The 22,569-nt window shown below is 68.1% G+C and carries 18 protein-coding genes and 2 pseudogenes; 11 read left to right on the plus strand and 9 right to left on the minus strand.

Features of this window, described 5'->3' with window-relative positions; translation table 11 throughout:
• Positions 1 to 281, plus strand: a pseudogene (locus ADBZ6K_RS26020) (HNH endonuclease signature motif containing protein); the annotation flags it as partial.
• 176 nt (positions 282 to 457) lie between these two features.
• On the opposite strand, the gene ADBZ6K_RS26025 reads toward ADBZ6K_RS26020, so the two are convergent.
• The gene (locus ADBZ6K_RS26025; protein WP_526352170.1) at positions 458 to 2,281 is read right to left on the minus strand and encodes an MFS transporter; all 1,824 of its coding nucleotides are present in this window, start codon (positions 2,279 to 2,281) and stop codon (positions 458 to 460) included.
• 72 nt (positions 2,282 to 2,353) lie between these two features.
• Positions 2,354 to 3,649: a multidrug effflux MFS transporter gene (locus ADBZ6K_RS26030; protein WP_526352172.1), complete on the minus strand. Its 1,296-nt coding sequence runs from the start codon at positions 3,647 to 3,649 to the stop codon at positions 2,354 to 2,356.
• 233 nt (positions 3,650 to 3,882) lie between these two features.
• On the opposite strand from ADBZ6K_RS26030, the gene ADBZ6K_RS26035 reads away from it, so the two are divergent.
• From ADBZ6K_RS26035 to ADBZ6K_RS26045, 3 genes and pseudogenes are all read left to right on the plus strand, one after another.
• Positions 3,883 to 4,635: a hypothetical protein gene (locus ADBZ6K_RS26035; RefSeq protein ID WP_526352174.1), complete on the plus strand. Its 753-nt coding sequence runs from the start codon at positions 3,883 to 3,885 to the stop codon at positions 4,633 to 4,635.
• A gap of 223 nt (positions 4,636 to 4,858) precedes the next feature.
• Positions 4,859 to 8,524, plus strand: a complete 3,666-nt coding sequence (locus ADBZ6K_RS26040; RefSeq protein WP_526352203.1) for a multifunctional oxoglutarate decarboxylase/oxoglutarate dehydrogenase thiamine pyrophosphate-binding subunit/dihydrolipoyllysine-residue succinyltransferase subunit — start codon at positions 4,859 to 4,861, stop codon at positions 8,522 to 8,524.
• A gap of 237 nt (positions 8,525 to 8,761) precedes the next feature.
• Positions 8,762 to 9,599 (plus strand): annotated as a pseudogene (locus tag ADBZ6K_RS26045) (putative endonuclease domain-containing protein).
• A gap of 60 nt (positions 9,600 to 9,659) precedes the next feature.
• Here ADBZ6K_RS26045 and ADBZ6K_RS26050 read toward each other — a convergent pair.
• Positions 9,660 to 10,034, minus strand: a complete 375-nt coding sequence (locus tag ADBZ6K_RS26050; protein WP_526352176.1) for a DUF732 domain-containing protein — start codon at positions 10,032 to 10,034, stop codon at positions 9,660 to 9,662.
• Positions 10,035 to 10,150: 116 nt separating this feature from the next.
• On the opposite strand from ADBZ6K_RS26050, the gene ADBZ6K_RS26055 reads away from it, so the two are divergent.
• The gene (locus ADBZ6K_RS26055) at positions 10,151 to 10,978 is read left to right on the plus strand and encodes an SDR family NAD(P)-dependent oxidoreductase (RefSeq protein ID WP_526352178.1); all 828 of its coding nucleotides are present in this window, start codon (positions 10,151 to 10,153) and stop codon (positions 10,976 to 10,978) included.
• Positions 10,979 to 11,000: 22 nt separating this feature from the next.
• Here the strand turns inward: ADBZ6K_RS26055 and ADBZ6K_RS26060 are convergent, their stop codons facing one another.
• Both ADBZ6K_RS26060 and ADBZ6K_RS26065 read right to left on the minus strand, forming a co-directional pair.
• Positions 11,001 to 11,864 carry a glycine betaine ABC transporter substrate-binding protein gene (locus ADBZ6K_RS26060; RefSeq protein WP_526352180.1) on the minus strand — a complete coding sequence of 288 codons (864 nt, stop codon included), beginning with the start codon at positions 11,862 to 11,864 and terminating at the stop codon, positions 11,001 to 11,003.
• Positions 11,865 to 11,871: 7 nt separating this feature from the next.
• A complete protein-coding gene (locus tag ADBZ6K_RS26065) occupies positions 11,872 to 13,038 on the minus strand; it encodes an NAD(P)-dependent malic enzyme (protein ID WP_526352205.1) in 1,167 nt (388 codons plus the stop codon).
• A gap of 152 nt (positions 13,039 to 13,190) precedes the next feature.
• Between ADBZ6K_RS26065 and corA the strand changes: the two genes are divergently transcribed.
• Positions 13,191 to 14,297: a magnesium/cobalt transporter CorA gene (gene corA, locus ADBZ6K_RS26070; RefSeq protein ID WP_526352182.1), complete on the plus strand. Its 1,107-nt coding sequence runs from the start codon at positions 13,191 to 13,193 to the stop codon at positions 14,295 to 14,297.
• 56 nt (positions 14,298 to 14,353) lie between these two features.
• Here corA and ADBZ6K_RS26075 read toward each other — a convergent pair whose 3' ends face one another.
• From ADBZ6K_RS26075 to ADBZ6K_RS26085, 3 genes are all read right to left on the minus strand, one after another.
• Positions 14,354 to 14,953: a suppressor of fused domain protein gene (locus ADBZ6K_RS26075; protein WP_526352184.1), complete on the minus strand. Its 600-nt coding sequence runs from the start codon at positions 14,951 to 14,953 to the stop codon at positions 14,354 to 14,356.
• The gene (locus tag ADBZ6K_RS26080) at positions 14,950 to 16,164 is read right to left on the minus strand and encodes an ABC transporter ATP-binding protein (protein WP_526352186.1); all 1,215 of its coding nucleotides are present in this window, start codon (positions 16,162 to 16,164) and stop codon (positions 14,950 to 14,952) included. The genes ADBZ6K_RS26075 and ADBZ6K_RS26080 overlap by 4 nt, the downstream gene beginning before the upstream one ends.
• Before the next feature lie 143 nt (positions 16,165 to 16,307).
• Positions 16,308 to 16,835, minus strand: a complete 528-nt coding sequence (locus ADBZ6K_RS26085) for a general stress protein (RefSeq protein ID WP_526352188.1) — start codon at positions 16,833 to 16,835, stop codon at positions 16,308 to 16,310.
• A gap of 130 nt (positions 16,836 to 16,965) precedes the next feature.
• Here ADBZ6K_RS26085 and ADBZ6K_RS26090 point away from each other — a divergent pair, with 130 nt between their 5' ends.
• Positions 16,966 to 17,679, plus strand: coding sequence for a DUF4190 domain-containing protein (locus ADBZ6K_RS26090; protein ID WP_526352191.1), 714 nt, complete (start codon positions 16,966 to 16,968; stop codon positions 17,677 to 17,679).
• A gap of 2 nt (positions 17,680 to 17,681) precedes the next feature.
• Positions 17,682 to 18,209 (plus strand): DUF4190 domain-containing protein, encoded by a 528-nt coding sequence (locus ADBZ6K_RS26095; RefSeq protein ID WP_526352193.1) that lies wholly within the window; start codon positions 17,682 to 17,684, stop codon positions 18,207 to 18,209.
• A gap of 12 nt (positions 18,210 to 18,221) precedes the next feature.
• Here the strand turns inward: ADBZ6K_RS26095 and ADBZ6K_RS26100 are convergent, their stop codons facing one another.
• Entirely contained in the window at positions 18,222 to 19,217 is a 996-nt protein-coding gene (locus ADBZ6K_RS26100; protein ID WP_526352195.1) for an HpcH/HpaI aldolase/citrate lyase family protein, read from the minus strand.
• 23 nt (positions 19,218 to 19,240) lie between these two features.
• Between ADBZ6K_RS26100 and ADBZ6K_RS26105 the strand changes: the two genes are divergently transcribed.
• The 3 genes from ADBZ6K_RS26105 to ADBZ6K_RS26115 form a co-directional block, all read left to right on the plus strand.
• Entirely contained in the window at positions 19,241 to 20,563 is a 1,323-nt protein-coding gene (locus ADBZ6K_RS26105) for a magnesium transporter MgtE N-terminal domain-containing protein (RefSeq protein ID WP_526352197.1), read from the plus strand.
• Positions 20,560 to 21,117, plus strand: coding sequence for a DUF1003 domain-containing protein (locus ADBZ6K_RS26110; RefSeq protein WP_526352199.1), 558 nt, complete (start codon positions 20,560 to 20,562; stop codon positions 21,115 to 21,117). The genes ADBZ6K_RS26105 and ADBZ6K_RS26110 overlap by 4 nt, the downstream gene beginning before the upstream one ends.
• Positions 21,118 to 21,196: 79 nt before the next feature.
• Positions 21,197 to 22,569 (plus strand): lytic transglycosylase domain-containing protein (locus tag ADBZ6K_RS26115; protein ID WP_526352201.1); only part of this gene is annotated, 1,373 nt, incomplete at its 3' end.

Below are 22,569 nucleotides of genomic sequence, written 5' to 3' on the forward strand. Positions count from 1 at the left end.
AGGCCCACCACGTCACCGGCTGGGCCACCGACGGGCACACCAACATCGACGACCTCACCCTGGCCTGCGGCCCGGACAATCGGCTCATCGACACCACCGCGTGGACCACCCACACCCGCGACGACGGCCTCATCGAATGGACCCCCCCACCCCACCTCGACACCGGCCAACACCGCATCAACCACCTCCACCACCCCGAACGCCTCCTCGCGCTCGCCAACAACGACAACAAGCAGGACGAGGAAGACAACCAAGAGGAGGAGGTGGAAGACAGCGGGTGACGATGGCTGAACGCAACAGGGCCCGGCGTGAAGCACCGTCACGCCGGGCCGGTCGAGCCGACAGACCGGGCCGGGGCGGCCGCACCCCGTCCGGCAGTGCCCTCCGTGTCGGCGTTCGATGTGGCTCCGCAGGCTACGTCAACGAAGTGCGACGGGAAGCCTCACGTAAGCACCAGCTAGTCCCGGGCCGGGCCGGCGCGTCTGCCGTGGGTGGGCGTGTCGTCGGGATCGGCCCGGGAATGGCGGCCAGCCACGCGGTGCGACGCCAGACCGGATGTCTCGTCGTGTCGGCTAGGGCGGGAGCGGTCGTCGCCCGCGTCCGCCGAATACCGCGACCCGGCCGCCCGCCCCCGCACGTCCGATGTCCGATCCGTGCGGTACACATCGAACCTGTTGCGCAACATACCGATCGGTTCCGCCGGCGGAGCAGGTCCTGGATCGCCTCCGTGCGACGGTGCCGGCTCGACCACCGCCTCGTCGGGCAGCGCAGGCGGCCGGGGCCGATCCGACTCGACCGTATGCCCGCCATCGTCGCTGCGGTCGCCGAAGCCGACCAGGAACATCGCGGCAATCACGCCGAACAACGCGACGAACGCGGGCAGCAGCGTCGACTGCGACATCGCGGCGGCGAACGGTTCGTGCAACACATCGGGCAGACGGGTCGGCGCGTCGCCGCCGCGTGGCCCGCCCGCCGGCCCGCCGGCCGATCCCATCTCCGCGCCGATTCGCGACGTCATGAACGCGGCGATGCTCGCGCTGCCGAGCACCGAGCCGACCTGCCTGGTCGTGTTGTACACACCCGATCCGGCACCCGCCAGGTCCGGCGCCAGTTGTCGCGTCGCCGTGGCGGCCAGCGGCGACCAGATGAAAGCCATGCCGATGCCCATCGCCGTCAGCGGAAGGACCAGCCGCCAGATCGGTGTCACCGGGGTCATCTCGATCGACAGCCACGTCAGCGCGATCGCCGACACCGAGAAACCGAAACCGATCACAGGCCGGGGATGGGAGCGGTCCACGATGCTGCCCACCCACGGCGCCAGCACACCCGTCGCGATCGCCATCGGGGCGGTGAGCAGCGCCGCACGGGTCGGCGAGAGCCCGCACACCGCCTGCGCGTAGAACATGACCGGCACGATCATGGCGGTCACGACGAAGCCGATCGTCGCGATGCCCAGGTTGGACAGGGTGAAGTCGCGGTCGCGGAAAATCCGCAGCGGGATGAGCGGATCGTTGGCGGCGTTGACGTGCTGCCAGTAGACGAAGGCGGCCATGAACCCGACGCCACCCGCCAGCATCCCCCAGATCCACAACGTCCACTGGTGCGACTGGCCCTCTTGAAGCGCGAACACGATGAGGAACATCCCGGTCCCCGACAGCACGACGCCGAGCACGTCGAAACGCGACGAGCGGGTCGGTAGCACCGGGATCAGCCAGACGGCCAGGCTCAGCCCGACGATGCCGATCGGCACGTTGACGAAGAAGATCCACTGCCAGCCCAGCCCGTCCACCAGCACGCCGCCTGCCAGCGGCCCGACCAACGTCGCCACTCCCGCGGTCGCGCCCCACACACCCAGCGCCACCCCACGGCGTTCGCTCGGGAAGATCCGCGTGATCGTCGACAACGTCTGCGGGGTGAGCAACGCGGCGCCGACACCCTGCACCACGCGTGCCGCGATGAGCATCTCGATGCTGCCCGCCAAACCGCACCACAGCGACGCAGCGGTGAACACCGCCAAACCAAGGATGTACAGATTCTTCGGGCCGAATCGGTCGCCCAGCCTGCCGGACAGCAGCAACGGCACCGCATACGCAAGCAGATAGGCGCTGGTCACCCAGATCACGGTGTCGTAGTCGCTACCCAGGCCCGCCATGATCGCCGGATTGGCGACCGCGACGATGGTTGCGTCGACCAGGATCATGAAGAAGCCGACCAGCATCGCCCACAACGCGGCCCAAGGGTTGGGGTCGTTCGGGCCGCGCGCGGTCAGCGGCTGGGACATCGGCTGTCGAGTCGTCGGATCAACGATTTCGCCGACGCTACGGTCCGACCCCGACTGCGACAAGTCGGGCTCTCAGGCGGCTTCGGCGGCACTGTCGTCCACGATGGCGACGGCGGCGGCGTCGCGATCGGACCGGGACGCGGCGGTCACGGCCACCAGTCCGCACAACGCGATGACCATCCCGGCGGTCATCGTGACCGCCAACGCCAGTTGATCGTTGCCCAGCGCGCCCACGAGTGGCGCGATCGCGGCGCCCGCACCGAACTGCGCGGCACCGAGCAGCGCCGCCGCGGTACCCGCGGCTTCGTGGTGGCGTGACAGCGCGACCGCCGGCGCATTGGGTAGCACCAAGCCCATCGCCGCGAGGATCGCCAACACCGGCACCAGGAAGCCGGCCAGCCCGCCGATGCCGGCGATCGTGACGGCGATGAATGCGGCCCCGGCCAGCGAGGCCGCCACCAGCGCCCACAGGGCGATCGTCTGCGGTGAGAACCGCCGCAGCAACAGCACGTTGAACTGCGTCGCACCGATCAGCGCGATCGCGCCCGCACCGAACACCAAAGCGAACGCCTGCTGATCCAGGCCGTAGCGGCCCTGCAGCACGAACGGCGCCCCGGCGATGTAGGCGAACAGTCCCGACATCGCCAGCGCCGCCGCGAGGGCGAGGATGACGAACCTGGTGTCGCGAACCATCGAGACGTAGGTGGCGGCGATACTGCGCACCCGCAGCGGCCTGCGGTGCGCCACCGGGAGCGTCTCGGGCAGCGCCAGCACCGCGAGCAACAGCAACGCACCCGCCAGAACCACAAGAGCGGCGAAGACCCAGTGCCACGACGCGTGCAACAGCACCGCCGCGCCCAGCGACGGCGCGATCACCGGCGCGACGCCGAGCACGAGCATCAGGCGGGACAACACCGTGGCCGCCACCGAATCGTCGAATTGGTCACCGACGGCCGCGATCGCCACCACCATCGTCGCCGCCGCTCCGATTCCCTGCAGGACACGGCCGACGCCGAGGACGGCGATGTTGGGCGCCACGACGCACAGCAACGATGCGGCCATGTGCAACACGATGCCCGCCATCAGCGGTCGCCTGCGGCCCAGGGAATCCGACAGCGGACCGACGATCAACTGACCCAGCGCGAGCCCGGCCAGCGTGCCGGTCAGGGTGAGCTGCACGACCGACGAGGAGACCGACAGATCGTCCGCGATGCCGGGCAGGGCGGGGAGATACATGTCGATGGTCAGCGGGCCCAGCGCGACCAATGCGCCGAGAACGACGATCATCCGCACCTGGCTGGCGGCTGGGCGGCGATCGACTGTTCCGGACTGCGGGCGCGTGTGATCCACGTCGGACGATGTTGCCATGAAAATAGTTAGCACCGCATATCAATTTTTTCTTCCCGCTCCGCGCAGGTTCTTTCTCCTCGCTCCCGCTCCCGCCGTGCGGCATGACCGCCGCCACACCCGGGCACTAAGCGATATTCGCCGAACGTTAAAGGGGCGTTAGCCTTGAGAAGTCTTGGTTAATCCGGGAAAACCGGCGGTCAAGCTGCCGATCCTCACAGGGCCAGCAGACGTAATGGACACAGGAGGTCCCCATGAGTGCTCGGTCCCGCGCGAAGAAGCAGCTGCCGCCCGGCGCAACGGAACCGGCGGAAGATCCGAGCGCCGCCGCCCGCGCACTCTCCACGCTCATCGAACGCAGCTCTCGACTCCAGGCCCCGGCCGTGAAGGCCTACGTGCAAAGGCTGCGGGACCATTCGTCTAGCGCCACCCCGGCCGAGATCATCGCCAAGCTGGAGAAGCGTTATCTGGCGGCGGTGATGGCCAGCGGTGCGGCGGTGGGTTCGGCGGCGGCCTTCCCCGGCATCGGCACGCTGGCGGCGTTGTCCGCCGTGGCCGGTGAGACGGTGGTGTTCCTTGAGGCCACCTCGCTGTTCGTGCTGGCCGTCGCGGAGGTCCACGGCATTCCGGCGGATCACCGGGAGCGTCGCCGTGCCCTGGTACTGGCCGTGCTCGTCGGAGACGAGGGCAAGCGCGCGGTCGCCGACCTGCTCGGAACCGGTCGCACGAGCGGTGCGTGGCTGTCCGATGGCGCCGCGACACTGCCGCTGCCCGCCGTCTCACAGCTCAACTCGCGGCTACTGCGCCACTTCGTCAAGCGGTACACCCTCAAGCGCGGAGCGATCGCGTTCGGCAAGCTGCTGCCGGTCGGTATCGGCGCTGCGGTCGGCGGAGTCGGCAACCGGATGATGGGCAAGAAAATCATCGGTAACGCGCGCCGTGCCTTCGGTACCCCACCACCACGCTGGCCCGCGACACTGCACCTCCTGCCAGCCGCCCGTCTCTAGTGTCCTACCGCACACCGACTGGTTCCGCCGTGCGTTGCTCACGGCGACGTGGGACGCGTTAGCCTTTATGCGGCGGATAGGCGGGTAACCGCACATAGGGAATCATCAAAGACGAGTGGCGAGCGGCATTCGGCACGCTTGCCGGACATAAGAAGCGAGGCGAGTCGCTGCCGTGAGCAGTTCACCATCACCATTCGGACAGAACGAGTGGCTGGTCGAGGAGATGTACCGCAAATTCCGCGAGGATCCCTCGTCGGTGGATCCCAGTTGGCATGAGTTCCTCGTCGACTACTCCCCCGAACCAACCACCGAAGCGGCCGCGGCGAGCGGAAATGGACAGCCCGCCCAGCAGGCCGCAGCACCAGCCGCGGCGCCACCGGCACCGGCGCCCGCGGCGCCGCCGGTAGCAAAGCCGGCAGCCAGCAACGGCGTTGCGGCGCCGGCGGCGAAAGCCGCCCCGGCCAAGGCCGAGAAGCCAACGGCACCGGCGGCCCCACCGGCGGAGGGTGACGAGACCCAGGTACTGCGCGGCGCCGCCGCGGCAGTCGTGAAGAACATGTCGGCGTCGCTGGATGTGCCGACCGCGACCAGCGTGCGCGCCATCCCGGCCAAGTTGATGATCGACAACCGGACCGTCATCAACAACCACCTCAAGCGCACCCGCGGCGGCAAGATCTCGTTCACCCACCTGCTGGGATACGCGATCGTCCAGGCGGTCAAGAAGTTCCCGAACATGAACCGGCACTTCGCCGAGATCAACGGGAAGCCCAACGCCGTCACCCCGGCCCACACCAATCTGGGCCTGGCCATCGACCTGGCGGGTAAGGACGGCAGCCGCTCGCTCGTCGTCGCCGCGATCAAGAAGTGCGACACCTTCCGCTTCGGGCAGTTCATCGCGGCCTACGAGGACATCGTGCGGCGCGCCCGCGACGGCAAGCTCACCGCCGAGGACTTCTCCGGCGTGACGATCTCGCTGACCAACCCCGGCACCATCGGCACCGTGCACTCGGTACCCCGCCTGATGAAGGGGCAGGGCGCCATCATCGGTGCGGGCGCCATGGAGTACCCGGCCGAGTTCCAGGGCGCCAGCGAGGAGCGGATCTCGGATCTGGGTGTCGGCAAGCTGATGACGCTGACGTCGACCTACGACCACCGCATCATCCAGGGTGCGGAGTCGGGCGATTTCCTGCGCACGGTGCACCACCTGCTGCTCGACGACGAGTTCTACGACGAGATCTTCCTCGAACTCGGCATCCCCTACGAGCCGGTCCGCTGGCGCGTCGACAACCCCGACTCGATCGAGGACAAGAACGCGCGCGTCATCGAACTGATCGCGGCCTACCGCAACCGCGGCCATCTCATGGCCGACATCGACCCGCTGCGCCTGGACAAGAACCGGTTCCGCAGCCACCCCGACCTCGACGTGCTCACCCACGGCCTGACGCTGTGGGACCTGGACCGCGAGTTCAAGGTCAACGGGTTCGCGGGCAAAGAGCAAAAGAAACTGCGCGACATCCTTGGCCTGCTGCGCGATTCCTATTGCCGCCACGTGGGTGTCGAGTACACCCACATCCTCGACCCCGAGCAGCAGAAGTGGATCGAGGAGCGCATCGAGGTCAAGCACGAGAAGCCGACGGTCGCCCAGCAGAAGTACACCCTGAGCAAGCTCAACGCCGCCGAGGCGTTCGAGACCTTCCTGCAGACCAAGTATGTCGGCCAGAAGCGATTCTCGCTCGAAGGCGCCGAGACCATCATCCCGATGATGGACGCCGCGATCGACCAGTGCGCCGAGCACAACCTCGATGAGGTCGTCATCGGCATGCCGCACCGCGGACGTCTCAACGTGCTGGCCAACATCGTCGGCAAGCCCTACTCGCAGATCTTCACCGAGTTCGAGGGCAACCTGAACCCGTCGCAGGCACACGGCTCCGGTGACGTGAAGTACCACCTCGGAGCCTCGGGTACCTACATCCAGATGTTCGGCGACAACGACATTCAGGTGTCGCTGACCGCCAACCCATCACACCTCGAGGCCGTCGACCCGGTGCTCGAGGGCTTGGTGCGGGCCAAGCAGGACCTGCTGGACAAGGGCAACGGCGAGGACGGCTACACCGTCGTCCCGCTGATGCTGCACGGCGACGCCGCATTCGCCGGCCAGGGCGTGGTGGCCGAGACGTTGAACCTCGCGCTGCTGCGCGGCTACCGCACCGGCGGCACGATCCACATGATCGTCAACAACCAGATCGGTTTCACCACCTCGCCCCACGACTCGCGCTCCTCGGAGTACTGCACCGACGTCGCCAAGATGGTCGGCGCGCCGATCTTCCACGTCAACGGAGACGACCCGGAGGCGTGCGTGTGGGTGTCGCGGCTGGCGGTGGACTTCCGGGAGAAGTTCAAGAAGGACGTCGTCATCGACATGCTGTGCTACCGCCGCCGCGGACACAACGAGGGTGACGACCCGTCGATGACCCAGCCGGGTATGTACGACGTCATCGACACCAAACGCGGTGTGCGCAAGACCTACACCGAATCACTGATCGGCCGCGGCGACATCTCGATGAAAGAGGCCGAGGACGCCCTGCGCGACTACCAGGGCCAGCTCGAGCGGGTCTTCAACGAGGTGCGTGAGCTGGAGAAGCACGCCGCCGAACCGAGCGAATCGGTGGAAGCCGACCAGATGGTTCCACGTGGCATGACCACCGCCGTGGACAAGGCGATGCTCGCCCGCATCGGCGACGCGCACCTCGCGGTCCCCGAGGGCTTCACCGTGCATCCCCGGGTCAAGCCGGTGCTGGAGAAGCGCAGGGAGATGGCCTACGAGGGCAAGGTGGACTGGGCATTCGCCGAGCTGCTCGCGCTGGGGTCGTTCCTCGCCGAGGGCAAGCTGATCCGGTTCTCCGGCCAGGACGTCCGCCGAGGCACGTTCACGCAGCGGCACGCGGTGGTCATGGACCGCAGGACCGGCGACGAGTTCACCCCGCTGCAGCTGCTGACCACCAACCCCGACGGCACCCCCACCGGTGGACGGTTCCTGGTGTACGACTCTGCGCTGTCGGAGTATGCGGCGGTCGGCTTCGAGTACGGCTACTCGGTGGGCAACCCGGACGCGCTGGTGCTGTGGGAGGCGCAGTTCGGCGACTTCGTCAACGGTGCGCAATCGATCATCGACGAGTTCATCAGCTCCGGTGAGGCGAAGTGGGGCCAGCTCTCGGACGTGGTGCTGCTACTGCCGCACGGCCACGAAGGACAGGGCCCCGACCACACGTCGGGCCGCATCGAGCGGTTCCTGCAGCTGTGGGCCGAGGGCAATATGACGATCGCCGTGCCGTCGACGCCGGCGAACTACTTCCACCTGCTGCGCCGCCACGGCCTCGACGGGGTGCAGCGGCCGCTGGTCGTGTTCACGCCGAAGTCGATGCTGCGGAACAAGGCCGCCGTCAGCGATATCCGCGACTTCACCGAGCAGAAGTTCCGCTCGATCCTGGAGGAGCCGACCTACACCGACGGCGACGGTGATCGCACCAAGGTCAAGCGGATCCTGTTGACCAGCGGCAAGATCTACTACGAGCTGGCCGCGCGCAAGGCCAAGGACAAGCGGGACGACATCGCGATCGTGCGCGTCGAGCAGCTCGCGCCGCTGCCCAAGCGCCGACTGAGCAACACCTTGGACAGCTATCCGAGCGTCGAGCAGTACTTCTGGGTGCAGGAAGAGCCTGCCAACCAGGGTGCCTGGCCGACCTTCGGGCTGACGCTGCCCGAGCTGCTGCCGGACCAGCTGGCCGGGATCAAGCGGATCTCGCGGCGGGCCATGTCGGCGCCGTCGTCGGGTTCGTCGAAGGTGCATGCGGTCGAACAGCAGGAGATCATCGACGAGGCGTTCGCCTGAGCGCCGCCCGGTGACGAAGCGGGGCGAGGAACGAGCCCCGTGGAGGAACCGGGCAATCAGGCAGCGAAGGGAACGCCGAGGAGAATTCAGCCTGCACGAGGCGTTCGCCTGAGTTACCCCGCCGAGTGTGAACTGGCGGCGAGTTTCACGACGAAATGTCGCCCTCCGTTCACACTCGGCGGAGTGCTGTGTGGGCACAACGACTCCGTGTCGGTGCCGGTCGGCACACTTCCCCGCATGGTGGAACCGTTCGTCGGCAGTGAGGCGCTTGCTGCAGGCACTCTCACGCGGTACACGCTGCGCAGCGGATTTGTCGCCGTGTACCCCGATGTCTACCTCGCACGGGGAATCGAGTCCACGGCAATCGCGGGAGCCAAGGCGGCCTGGCTGTGGTCCAAGCGCCGGGGCGTGGTGGCGGGGCGGTCGGCCGCGGCGATGCTCGGTGCCAAGTGGGTCGATCCGTGGGCCGCGGCCGAACTCGTCCACGACAACCGTCATCCCCCGCACGGGGTCGACACGTGGTGGGACCACCTCGACGACGACGAACTGGTCACGATCGGCTCGATGCGGCTGACGACTCCGGTCCGCACGGCACTCGACATCGCCTGCCGACGCCCGCTCGGCCGGGCCGTCGCCGAGATCGACGCGTTGGCCCGCGCCACGCATCTGAAACCCGCCGCCGTCGAGCTACTCGCCGAGCGTTACCGGGGCCGCCGCGGCATCAGATCCGCCCGCACCGCACTGGACCTCGTCGACGCCGGCGCGGAGTCCCCTCGCAAATCATGGCTGAGGCTACTGCTCGTGCGCGGGATTCCCTCGACCACAGACACAGATTCCCGTCCACGACGAGTTCGGCATGCTGATAGCGGTTCTCGATATGGGTTGGCCTGAGATCAAAGTCGCCGCGGACTACGACGGTGATCACCACCGGACCAGCCGCACCCGCTTCAACCGCGATATCCGGCGCGCGGAGGAGGTGGCCCGGCTTGGCTGGATCGACATCCGCGTCACATCCGAGGACACCGAGGCGGGCATCATCGGGAGAGTGAGGGCGGCGCGCGATCGCCGATTGTGAACTCACGGCGGCTCTATCGCCTAGATCTCGCCGTGGCTTCACACTCGGCGGGCGAGAAGGCTAGAAGCCCAGCACGGAGAGCGGGATGAGGCCGTCCCCGTTGACCATCCGGTCGACCGCCGCCGGGCAGAAAACCGAAATTGCCAGCCCGGTGAACATAGTGGCGGGCCCCAGCGGCCTGCCGATAGCCTCGGCGACATCGGCGGCGAGGTTCGCGGCGTTCTGACCCGGCTCGACCAGACGCGGGCAAATGGACTGCCCGACCGCGACGGCGGTCGCCGGATCGATGCCCGTCAGGCCCGCGTCCGTCAGCGCCGAGACGAACGCATCGGTGTCGGTATCGGCCTGCGCCGGGGCGGCGACACCTGCGCCGACGGCCGTCAGTGCGGCAACGGTGACCAGTGTCGCGACGGTCGCAGTGCGGTATGACTTCATGACTTGGGCATCGTATGTCGGCCACCTGCCGTTACCCGCTGAACACCCCCGGACGAACGGTACCCAGCGGTACCGACTACCCTCGACCGCGACCACTGACACGAAGGAGAACGTGTATGGACGGCTTTGCCGGGAAGGTCGCCGTGGTGACCGGCGCGGGGTCGGGTATCGGACAGGCACTGGCGCTCGAGCTGGCACAGTCGGGGGCCGCCGTGGCGATCAGCGATGTCGACACCGAAGGGTTGGCGGTCACCGAGGAGCGCGTGCGATTCATCGGCGCACAGGTCAGGGCCGACCGCCTCGACGTCACCGAGCGCGAGGCTTTCCACACCTACGCCGACGCCGTCGCCGACCAGTTCGGAAAGGTCAACCAGATCTACAACAACGCGGGTATCGCCTACACCGGCGACGTCGCGGTAAGCCCGTTCAAGGACATCGAGCGGGTGATGGACGTCGACTATTGGGGCGTGGTCAACGGCACGAAGGTGTTCCTGCCGCACCTCATCGCCTCCGGCGACGGCCACGTCGTCAACATTTCCAGCGTCTTCGGCCTGTTCGCCGTCCCGGGCCAGGCGGCCTACAACTCCGCCAAGTTCGCGGTGCGCGGATTCACCGAGGCATTGCGCCAGGAGATGCTGATGGCCGGTCACCCCGTCAAAGTCACCACGGTGCACCCGGGCGGCATCAAGACCGCGATCGCTCGCAACTCGACCGCCGCAGAGGGTCTCGACGCCGACGAGCTGGCCCAGTTGTTCGATACCAAGCTGGCACGGACCTCACCGGAGCGGGCGGCGCGGATCATCCTCGAGGGCGTCCGCAAGAACAGGGCACGCGTACTCGTCGGCGCCGACGCCAAGGTGCTCGATCTGATCGTGCGCGTCACCGGATCGGGCTATCAACAACTGTTCTCTGCGGTGGCGGGCCGACTCATACCGCGGCACTGACCGTCTTGGCGCCCGAGCCGTCTTAGCGTCCGAGCGGGTGGGCGGCCAGCCACTCGTCCGCCACCGCCGCCGGATCTGCACCGCCGGCCACGCGCGCTCGCATCTCCGCCAGCGCGGCCGTGTCCAGCACCCCGGCGATCTCGTTGATGGCCAGCACCTGGGATTCGCTGAGTTCGTTGCGCCGGTAGAGCGGCACCACGTTCTCCGCACGGATCAGCGAGGTGCGGTCAGCCAGGACGATCACGTCGGCAGGCACCTCGGGCGCGGCGGTGGTGGTCCACGCCGCGTCGATCTCCCCAGCCCGCAGCGCGGCGTACAGCGCGGCGTCGTCGGGGAAGGTTTGCGCTACCGGCAGCCTGCACCCGCCTATGGCCGCGGGCACCCGTGCGCCGGATACGCCGCCCACCCGCTCCCCGGCGCAGTTGCGGACCAGCGCCGACACGTCGCGGCCACCCCACGCTCGTGCGGTCGACTCGCTGACCGCGACGGCGGGTTTGTCCTCCGCGGCGGTCGTGTAGTCGCCGGCGGCGACTCCTTCCGGCAGCGCCGACACCATCTCGCGGTAGACCTGCACGTCGCCGCGCGCGCGGGCGTCGGGTTCGAACCTCGACAGCAGGCGTCCGGTGAGACCCGGAACCACATTGACGTCGCCGCCGTCCAGACCGGTCAGCGGGTCAGACGTGGCTTCGACGCGGGTGGCGCTGCCGTAATACCGCAGCGCCGCAGCGTACAGATGAGCCAGCAGTGCCGATTCGGGGTTCTGGTCCGCGCCGACGGTCACCGACGGCGGTGGAGCAGGACCGCCACACGCGACGATCACCAATGCCAGCAGCCCCGACGCCAGAACGCGCAACCTGGTTACGACGCCCGTGCGAACTGAGCCCATCGGCGACTCAGGGGTTCGACCGCGACGCCGCTCCGACCGCGCTGGCCACCGCCGGCGCCACCCGCGGATCCAGTGCGCTCGGCACGATGCGGTCGACGGCCAAGTCGTCGCCGACGACCGAGAAGATCGCCTCGGCGGCGGCCACCTTCATCTCCTCGGTGATTCGTCGTGCACCGGCGTCCAGCGCCCCGCGGAACACGCCGGGGAAGGCCAGCACGTTGTTGATCTGGTTCGGGAAGTCGCTGCGACCGGTAGCGACCACGGCCGCATACTTGCGCGCGGCGTCGGGATGGATCTCCGGGTCCGGGTTCGACATCGCGAACACGATGCCGTCGGGGGCCATGGTGGCGACGAGTTCCTCGGGGACCACGCCCGCCGACAGCCCGATGAAGACGTCGGCACCGGCCAGTGCCTCGGCGAGCCCGCCGGACAGTCCACGTGGATTGGTCCTGGTGGCCAGCTCGGCCTTGAAGCTGTTGAGGTCGCCGCGACCGGAGTGCACGATGCCCTTCGAATCGAGCACGGTGACGTCAGCGATGCCGGCCGCCAGCAGGATGTTCGCGCACGCCACCCCGGCTGCGCCGGCGCCGACGATCACGACACGCAGTCCGGCCATCTCCCGGTGGAGCACCGTCGTGGCGCCTCGCAGCGCCGCGAGCACGACGATCGCGGTGCCATGCTGGTCGTCGTGCATGACCGGGCAGTCCAGCGCCTCGATGACGCGCCGTTCGATCTCGAAGCAGCGCGGCGCCGAGATGTCCTCCAGGTTGACCGCGCCGAACGTGGGGCGCAGCCGGATGAGGGTTTCGACGATCTCGTCGGGATCGTTGGTGTCGAGCACGATGGGGATCGAGTCGAGCCCGCCAAAGGTCTTGAACAGCGCGCTCTTTCCCTCCATCACCGGCAGTGACGCCGCGGCGCCGATGTCGCCGAGACCGAGCACCGCGCTTCCGTCGCTGACGACGGCCACCAACCGGTTGGCCCACGTGTACTTGGCGGCCAGCGTGCGATCGGTGGCGATCGCCCGGCTCACCTTCGCGACGCCGGGCGTGTAGGCGATCGACAACGCCCGCTGCGTGTCCAGCGGAGCCCTCAGCGCTACGGAGAGCTTCCCGCCTTCGTGGGCGGCGAAGATCTCGGCGTCATCAATGAGGACCTGGGGAGTGCGCACCATTTCCGACACGGCGCCAGGTTACTCGACCACAGGGATCCATATGGCCAGGTTGGTCACTCGTGAACCGATCGAGACGGGGACGCCCGGCGTACGATTGCGGGTCGATGTTATCCGCTGTTACCCAGGGTTTCCGCCGCGAGGGGAGGTCGCACATGCCGTCGTTCCGGGCACTACCGCCGTCGCTGCTCCGCACCACCGGCCGCAAACCCATCGCCCCGCTCAACGCCAGGAGCATCCACGTTCCCGTCGCACGCGCGATGGTGGACTGCGCCATCTACGTCGAAGGCGCGCGACTGCCCGGCAAGTACACGCACGCCGCCGCCGTGGATAAGGTCCGCGAGATCGAGGCGGGCGGTCAGCAGGCTTTCGTGTGGGTCGGGCTACACGAACCCGACGAGCACCAGATGCAGGCCGTCGCCACGGTGTTCGGCCTGCACCCGCTCGCCGTCGAGGATGCGGTGCACGCTCACCAGCGCCCGAAACTGGAGCGCTACGACAACACGCTGTTCCTCGTGCTCAAGACGGTCAACTATGTGCCGCATGAGTCTGTCGCCTCGGCCCCCGAGATCGTTGAGACCGGCGAGATCATGGTGTTCGTCGGGCCTGATTTCGTCGTGACGGTGCGACACGGCGAACACACCGGGCTGGCCGGGGTCCGCAAGAAGATGGAGGACGAGCACAAGCACCTCGCGCTGGGCCCGTACGCCGTCATGCACGCCATCGCCGACCACGTGGTCGACAGCTACCTGGACGTCACGCGGCTGATGGAGTGCGATATCGACGCCATCGAGGAGGAGACCTTCTCCCCCACCAAGAAGACCGACATCGAGCAGATTTACATGCTCAAACGCGAGGTCGTCGAACTCCGCCGCGCCGTCGCCCCGCTGTCGGTCGAGCTTGGCCGGATCAATTCCGAACACAAGGATCTGCTGTCCAAAGAGGTGCTGCGCTACATGCGCGACGTCGTCGACCACCAGACGCATGCGGCCGACCGGATCGCCAGCTACGACGAGATGCTGTCGTCGCTTGTCCAGGCGGCGCTCGCCAAGGTCGGAATGCAGCAGAACATCGACATGCGCAAGATCTCGGCGTGGGTCGCCATCGCGGCGGTGCCGACGATGGTGGCTGGCATCTACGGCATGAACTTCGAATACATGCCCGAGCTCAACGCGCGGTGGGGTTATCCGGCCGTGCTGACCGGAATCGCGTTGGTGTGTCTGCTCCTCTACCGGGCCTTCCGGCGCAAAGACTGGCTGTGAGCCCGCTCTAGTTGGATCAGCGGCCCGCCGCTCAAGTTGGATCAGCGGCCCGCCGCTCAAGTTGGATCAGCGGCCCGCCGCTGTGCGTCGAGGGTGTCGACCCCGTCCGCCTCCCACGCCTCCCGCATCGCGTCGGGCCCCATCAGCCGCACCCACGCCGCCTCCGTCGCCGTGATCGGCGTCGCCGAGAGGATGACAACGGAGGGCAGCGGCGATGGCAAGGCGACATCGTCGATGTCGCTCACGCCCAACAACATGGCAGTAAACGGAGACCCCTCCCAGATCGGCGAACCGAGATCGATCAGGGCGTCGGGCTCGAGCATGAGCCCCTCCACGGCCGGGGCAGCGGCCAGGACGGCGACGGATCTCGCCAGGCCGTTGGGCGTCGGTCCCCGCAGCGTCACCACCACCTCCGCCCGCGGGCCGTGGATGGCATCCGTGACCAGCTCGGCGGGATCGAACATCGGGTGCCGCGAACAGCCAACTGACACATAGTGATACGCACCGTCGCGACCGGGATCCGGCCCGAACCGCAGTATGTCGATGCGCTCGGCGCCCAGGAACGTCACGCTGGCCTCCTCCGGCCGCGAGGAAATTCCGTCGCGGACGAAGTGGTCATGCACGTGTGCGCGAACCGCGGCCAGGACGTCGGTCACTCGGGTGGCTGCGCAGTCGACAGGTCCGCGTCGGGCGGCGGCGTGAGATTGATCCCGGAGTCCGCGTCGAAGATCAGCAGTTTGGAGGTATCCAACGCCAACACCAGCTCCTGGCCTTTTGTAGCCGTCGATTCAGCGGAAACCCTTGCAATGAACTCATTTTCGGGACCACTGGAGGATTCGGCCAACTCCGCCAGCTGATCCGACCGCGCGCGGGCCCCCTCAAGCGTGAAATGCACGTACTTGTCGGCTCCGAGCGATTCGACCAAATCGACGATCACGGTGAACGTCAGCGCCCTGATCCTGGCGTAGCCGTCCAGCAGCGAAGCGTCCTCGATCCGCTCGGGCCGGACCCCGACGATGATGTCGGCGGGTGCCTTTCTGGCCAGGTGGTGGGAAACCGCTTGCGGCAACACCACTTCGCCGAACGGCAATTGAACTCCGACCTCGGTGAGCGACGCCGGGAAGAAGTTCATCGCGGGTGACCCGATGAATCCGGCGACGAACAGATTGGCCGGGTGGTTGTACAACTCGTCCGGCGTACCGACCTGCTGGGCCACACCGGCAAGCATCACCACAACGCGATCACCCAACGTCATCGCCTCGGTTTGGTCATGGGTGACGTAGACGGTGGTGGTGCCCAATCTGTGCTGAAGCCGGGCTATCTCGGTGCGCATCTGCACCCGCAGCTTGGCGTCGAGGTTGGACAACGGCTCGTCCATCAGAAACGCCTTCGGACTGCGTACGATCGCCCGTCCCATCGCAACCCGCTGGCGCTGCCCACCGGAAAGCTGCCCGGGCTTTCGGTCCAGAAGTTCGATCAGATCAAGGATTTTCGCGGTCTTCTCCACCTTCTCCGCGATGTGCGCCCTATCCGCTTTGGCCAACGTCAGCGGGAACGCGATGTTCTGCCGCACCGTCATGTGCGGGTAGAGGGCATACGACTGGAAGACCATCGCGATGTCGCGGTCTTTGGGCGCCTTCTCGTTCACCCGCTCACCGGCGATGCGCAGCTCACCCGAGGTGATCGGCTCGAGTCCTGCAATCATGTTCAGCGTCGTCGATTTCCCGCACCCGGACGGCCCGACGAGGATGACGAACTCTCCATCGGCGATGGTGAGGGACAGGTCCTTGACCACCTCCCGGACGCCATTGACGCTTCCGCCGTCGGGGTAACTCTTGGTCACCCCGTCCAACACGATCTCCGCCATCGACTTACCTCTTCATCGCTCCCCAATTTCCAACCAGCGACGATGCCGTACAGGGAAGACTAGAACAAAGTTCGAGACCAGGATCGCGGCGACCCGCGCCGCACACCATGCGAGCGACGCGGCGTGCAGCACCCGCCGTTTATCTAGATCTTCAAGCGCGCCAGCAGATCCCGGCCCTTCTCGGCGCTCTGAGGATCGCAGAGGACGTCGTACCGTCCCGCCACGAGCTGCATGGTGGAACTGAAGTCTCTTGTGCCGCGCGCCATCGAGTAGGGGATCGCCGAGGTGATCAGGCCGAAGAACACGCCGGCGATCAGGCCGGTCAGCAGTGCGCTCCACGGGTTGGGGCTGAAGAACCCGAGGATCAGGCCGATGAACAGGCCAAGCCATGCTCCGGTGAGGACCCCGCCGCCCAGCACCTTGGGCCAGCTCAGGCGGCCGGTGACACGCTCCACCTGCATCAGGTCGACGCCGACGATCGTGACCTGCTGCACGGGAAACTGTTGGTCTGACAGGTAGTCCACGGCGCGTTGCGCCTCGGCGTAGGTCGGGTAGGAACCGATCGGCCACCCCTTCGGGGGCGTCGGCAGGGCCACCGGACCACCACGGACGGGACTGCCCGCGCCGGGTGTGACGCCAGGGCTTTGACCGGGCTGGAATGGGCTCGTCATCAATTCATTCTCCTCCAGGCAGTGCCTGATTCGCAGCTGCTCTCGTCGGCGCAACGATCGGGCGCGCCGATTCGTGCCCCCGCCGCGCGAGCCGTAACGGCGGCACAGGCGTTGCGCTAGGTTGAACAGCATGACAAATCCCGGCGGTAACGCAGGCGAAACGTCACCATCCGACCCCGACAAGGAACCGGACAAGGAACCGTCGGAACCGACGTCGGGTGGTTACGAGGCGCCGCCGATCGAGCAAATGAAATTCTCCGAGCCGGACGCGACGAACGAACCGACTGGCTCCGGGGGATACACGCCGCCGCCCGCCTACTCGCCACCGAGCTATCCGCCTCCGGGCCCGGCGCCGAGCTACCCACCGTCCGACTTCTCACCGCCGGACTACCCGCCGCCCCCGAGTTACCCGCCGCCGCCTCCGAGCTACCCGCCGCCGAGCTACCCGCCGCCTGGCGCCGGTCCCCAACAGGGCTACCCGCCGCCCTACCCCGGCCCACCCGGCTACGGACCACCCGGGTCCGCGTTCCCACCGCAATTCGGCGGCCCGCCGCCCGGCAACTACCCTCCGCCGCCGGGCTACCCGGCCCCCGACTATTCGGGGGCGTACGGCAGCACGCCGCCGAAGACCAACACGATGGCGATCGCCGCGATCGTGTCCGCGGTCATCGGTGTGCTGTGCGGCATCGGGTCGATCGTCGGCATCGCCCTCGGTCTGGTCGCGATCAACCAGATCAAGAAGACCGGCGAAGGCGGCCAGGGTCTTGCCATCGCAGGCATCGTCGTTGGCGGCCTGACGCTGTTGATCAACCTGATCTGGACGATCTCGGTGCTGAACGCCTGACCATGTCCAGCGGGCCCGAGCAACATCCGTCGCAGCCGTTTGGAGGGGCGGAGTACCCGGCGCTGGAGGGCTCGCCGCCGCTGGACTATCCCGACAGTCCCGACCCGAGCTGGCAGCAAGGCGACGCCGGGCTGCCGCCCCCGCTGTACCCGCCGCCCCATCCACCGCCGCCCTATCCCGGGCCGATGCCGTACTGGGGTCACCCCGGGCCTCCCGGGTATCCCCTCGGCTACCCGTACCCTGCCGATCCTTACGACCCGTATCGCCCCATGCGGCCGCCCGGCACCAACGGCAAGGCCATCGCGGCGCTGGTGACGTCGCTGGTCGGGCTGCTGTTCTGCGGCCTGCCGTCGATAGCCGGTCTGATCCTCGGATTCATCGCCATCCGCGAGACGCGCCAGACCGGCCAGGACGGCTACGGGATGGCGCTGGCCGGCGCGATCATCGGCGGCCTCGCGGTCGCGTTCTGGGTGCTTTACTTCGCGGTCGTGATGTTGATCGCCGTCAGCGGGTTCCAGTACGCGCCGTAGCCGCCGTCGCGATCATTGCGGGGGACGGAACGGCTGGCCGGTGCGGGACATCCCCGCCGCCCGGCCCTTGCCCGCGATCACCAGTGCCATCTTTCGGCTGGCCTCGTCGATCATCTCGTCACCCAGCATGACCGCGCCCCGCGCGCCGCCCGCCTGCGACGTGTGCCAGGCATAGGCGTCCAGGATCAGCTCGGCGTGGTCGTAGTCGGCCTGGCGGGGGCTGAAGATCTCGTTGCCCGCCGCGATCTGGTCCGGGTGCAGCACCCACTTCCCGTCATAGCCGAGCGCCGCCGTGCGTCCCGCCACCCGCCTGAACGCATCGACGTCACGAACCTTGAGGAACGGGCCGTCGATCGCCGCGACGCCATGCGCCCGGGCGGCGACCAGGATGCGCATCAGCAGGTAGTGATAGGCGTCGCCGACGTCGTAACCCTCGGGCTGCTCGCCGACGACCAGGGTGCGCATGTTCAGGCTGGCCATCAGGTCGGCGGGTCCGAGCACCAGTGCCTGCACCCGCGGCGCGGCCGCGATCGCGTCGATGTTGGTCAACCCCACCACGTCCTCGATCTGGGCCTCGACCCCGATCCGCCCGACGGGTAGCCCATGGGTCCTCTCCAGCTGGGTCAACAGCAGGTCAAGCGCATGGACGTGCTTGGCGTCGGACACCTTGGGCAGCAGGACCACGTCGAGTTCGGCACCCGCGGTCGACACCACCTCGATCACGTCCGAATACGTCCACGGCGTGGTCCAGCCGTTCACGCGAACGCCCCGCAGCTGCCCGGACCACCCCGGCTCGGCCAGCGCAACCGACACCTGGGTGCGGGCTTGCTCCTTGGCCTCGATCGCGACGGCGTCCTCGAGATCCAGGAACACCAGGTCGGCGGGCAGCCCCTTGGCCTTCTCGATCATCCGGGCGCTGCTGCCCGGAACCGACAGACATGTCCTTCTCAGACGGACCGAAATCTCCTGGTTGCGCCGTCCCGGCGGTGTCCCGCATGTCTCAGTCACGCCTTACTCCTACTCTTTGACACATGGCGGCGGTGAACAGGGTCTACGCGGCGCGGCTCGCGGGGATGGTCGTGCTGGGCCCCGACGGAGAGTCCATCGGCCGTGTCCGCGATGTCGTGATCAGTATCAGCATTGTCCGTCACCGGCCGCGCGTACTCGGCCTTGTCGTCGAATTGCTCACTCGCAGAAGGATTTTCGTACCAATTCTGCGGGTCACGGCAATCGAACCGAGTGCGGTGACACTTCTCACCGCCAACGTGTCGCTTCGCCGGTTCCAGCAGCGACCCGGCGAGGTCCTGGTACTGGGGCAGGTGATCGAAACACGGGTGCGTATCGATGATCCAGAGCTGCCGCAGCTGGCGGGCATCGACGTCATCGTCGTCGACCTCGGCATCGAACAGACCCGCACCAGGGACTGGATGGTCACCCGCGTCGCGGTGCGCCCGCAGCGCCGGCTGGGACGGCGCAGCAACATCCAGGTCGTGGACTGGGAGCGTGTGCAGGGACTCACCCCGTCCGGGCTGGCGATGCCGGACCAGGGGGTGGCATCGCTGCTCGAACAGTTCGAGGGACAGCGCCCGATCGAGGTTGCCGAGGCCATCCGCGAGTTGCCGGCGAAACGCCGCTACGAGCTGGTCAACGCCCTCGACGACGAGCGTCTGGCCGACGTGTTGCAGGAGCTTACCGAGCAGGAACAGACGGATGTGCTGCTGCGACTGAAGACCGAACGCGCCGCCGACGTGCTCGAGGCCATGGATCCCGACGACGCCGCGGACCTGTTGGGCACGATGACCGCCGCCGACGCGGAGACGCTGTTGCGCCGCATGGACCCCGAGGATTCCGAACCGGTGCGCAGGTTGCTGAGCCACTCACCGGATACGGCGGGCGGTCTGATGACGTCGGAGCCGGTGGTGCTCGCCCCCGACACCACCGTCGCCGAGGCGCTGGCCCGCGTTCGCGACCCCGATCTGACCCCTGCGCTGGCATCGCTGGCGTTCGTGGCGCGTCCGCCGACGGCCACCCCGACCGGCCACTACCTGGGCTGTGTGCACCTGCAGCGGCTGCTGCGCGAACCGCCGGCATCGCTGGTCAGCGGGATCGTCGACACCGACCTGCCGTTCCTGAGCCCGGAGGATTCGCTGGCCGCGGTGACGCGCTATTTCGCGGCGTACAACCTGGTCTGCGGTCCGGTGGTGGACGAGGAGAACCACCTGCTTGGCGCCGTGTCGGTGGACGACGTCTTGGATCACCTGCTGCCCGACGACTGGCGCCAGCGCGAGGAACCTGAGCTGGCCGAAGCCGTCACGGACGTCACGGGCAGGACAGCCCCGGGAGACGCCCGGTGAGCGAATCGGCGGCGCGCCAGCGACTGGACACCCCGCGTTCGGGGCGCGGGTTCACGTTGAACGTGGACGTCGAGGCCGTCGGCCGCGTCAGCGAGTCGATCGCGCGGTTCCTCGGCACCGGCCGCTACCTGGCGATCCAGACCATCATCGTCATCGTCTGGATCGCGCTGAACCTCGTCGCGCTGCGCATCCAGTGGGATCCGTACCCGTTCATCCTGCTGAACCTGGCGTTCTCCACCCAGGCGGCCTATGCCGCGCCGCTGATCCTGCTGGCCCAGAATCGGCAGGAGAACCGCGACCGGGTCGCACTCGAGGAGGACCGCCGCCGCGCCGAGCAGACGAAGGCCGACACCGAGTACCTCGCCCGTGAGCTGGCCGCGTTGCGGCTGGCGGTCGGCGAAGTCGCCACCAGGGACTACCTGCGGCGCGAACTGGAGGAGTTGCGCGACATGGTCGCCGCCCTGCAGCAACCGGGCGGCGTGGCGGGTAAGAGCCCGAAGCGCAAGCCCGACGGCGGCGAACGACGCGCGAAGCAAAGGTCTGAACCACTCTGAGCAATGCAGCAACACGCGCAACACTCAATGGGTATGGTGGCGTGGTTCACACGCTGGTCCGCAACGCTAGGACGGTCCGATGCGGGGAGGAGCCGCGCTCAAGCGAGCACGACGCTGGTCCGGGTATGCCGTGCGCAGGCCCGCGCTCGGCGTTGCGGTGCTCACCCCGGTCATCCTCGCCGGCGCCGTCGGGGCGTCGTCGCCGGTGCCGCACCGTCCGGTCGTCGATGAAGCCGTCAGCCAGATGGCTGCGGTAGAGGCCGCCCCACGTGAGCTGACGGGCCCCGAGGTGGTGGCCGTCACCAAGACGCCGACCGCATTCCGGATCGCTGCATCGAGCGGGTCCGCCCCGCCGCCCTCGATGGTCGTGAACTCCCCTGGCAGCCTTCGCATTCCGTCCGTCGCGCTCACGGCCTACCGGAATGCGGAGCGGATGATGTCCGCGGCGTCGCCGGCGTGCGGGGTGAGCTGGAACCTACTGGCGGGCATCGGGCGCATCGAATCCATGCACGCCAACGGCGGCGCCACCGACGCCCGCGGTACCGCGGTTCGGCCGATCTACGGTCCCGCATTGGACGGCAGCCTGCCCGGCAACGAAATCATCGTCCAGAGCCGCACGGCCGACCGGGTGGTCTACGCCCGCGCCATGGGACCGATGCAGTTCCTTCCCGGCACCTGGGCGCGGTACGCCTCCGATGGCGACGGCGACGGCAAGGCCGATGTGCAGAACGTGTTCGATTCGTCGCTGGCCGCCGCGCGCTACCTGTGCAGCGGCGGACTCAACCTGCGCGACCAGTCGCAGGTGATGACCGCGATCCTGCGCTACAACAACTCCGTCGCCTACGCGCGCAACGTGCTCAGCTGGGCGGCCGGTTACGCCACCGGGGTCGTCCCGGTCAACCTTCCGCCGATCAGCGGGGCCGCACGGCCCATCGGCGACGCCCACCTCGATCGCCGCGAGGGGCTGGGCCCGGGCCTTCCGATCAACGCCACCGGGCTGCCCGCCGACGATCCGTTGGCGCTGATTCCGGTGCTGACCCGCACCGAGGCCAGCCGGATGCCCAGCTCCAACGTCCCCGGCTTTGCGCCGGGACAACAGCTCGGACCCCTGCCTGGACCGCTGCCCGAGGGGCAGTCGGTCGCGCCGGTCCAGCCGCCGCCGTGGCTGCCGCCCTGGATGCAGCCGCCACCGCCCAAGTGCGTCGTGTTCTGCCTCGGCGACCAGGTCCCGCCTGCCCCGCAGGGGGCTCCGATGGTGGCGCCACCCGCCGCGCCCGCGCCGGTTCTGCCGCCACCGGCGCTGGTACCGCTGGAACCGGTGCCCCCGCCCGCCGCTCCGGCACCGGCACTCCCGGCCCCCGACGCGCTGCCTGCAGCCCCGGCGCCCGTCGGACTCCCGCCCGCCCCCACCCTGCCTGCTCCCACCCTGCCTGCTCCCACCCTGCCCCTCCC

The organism is Mycobacterium sp. (genome assembly GCF_044223235.1).
GTDB lineage: Bacteria > Actinomycetota > Actinomycetes > Mycobacteriales > Mycobacteriaceae > Mycobacterium.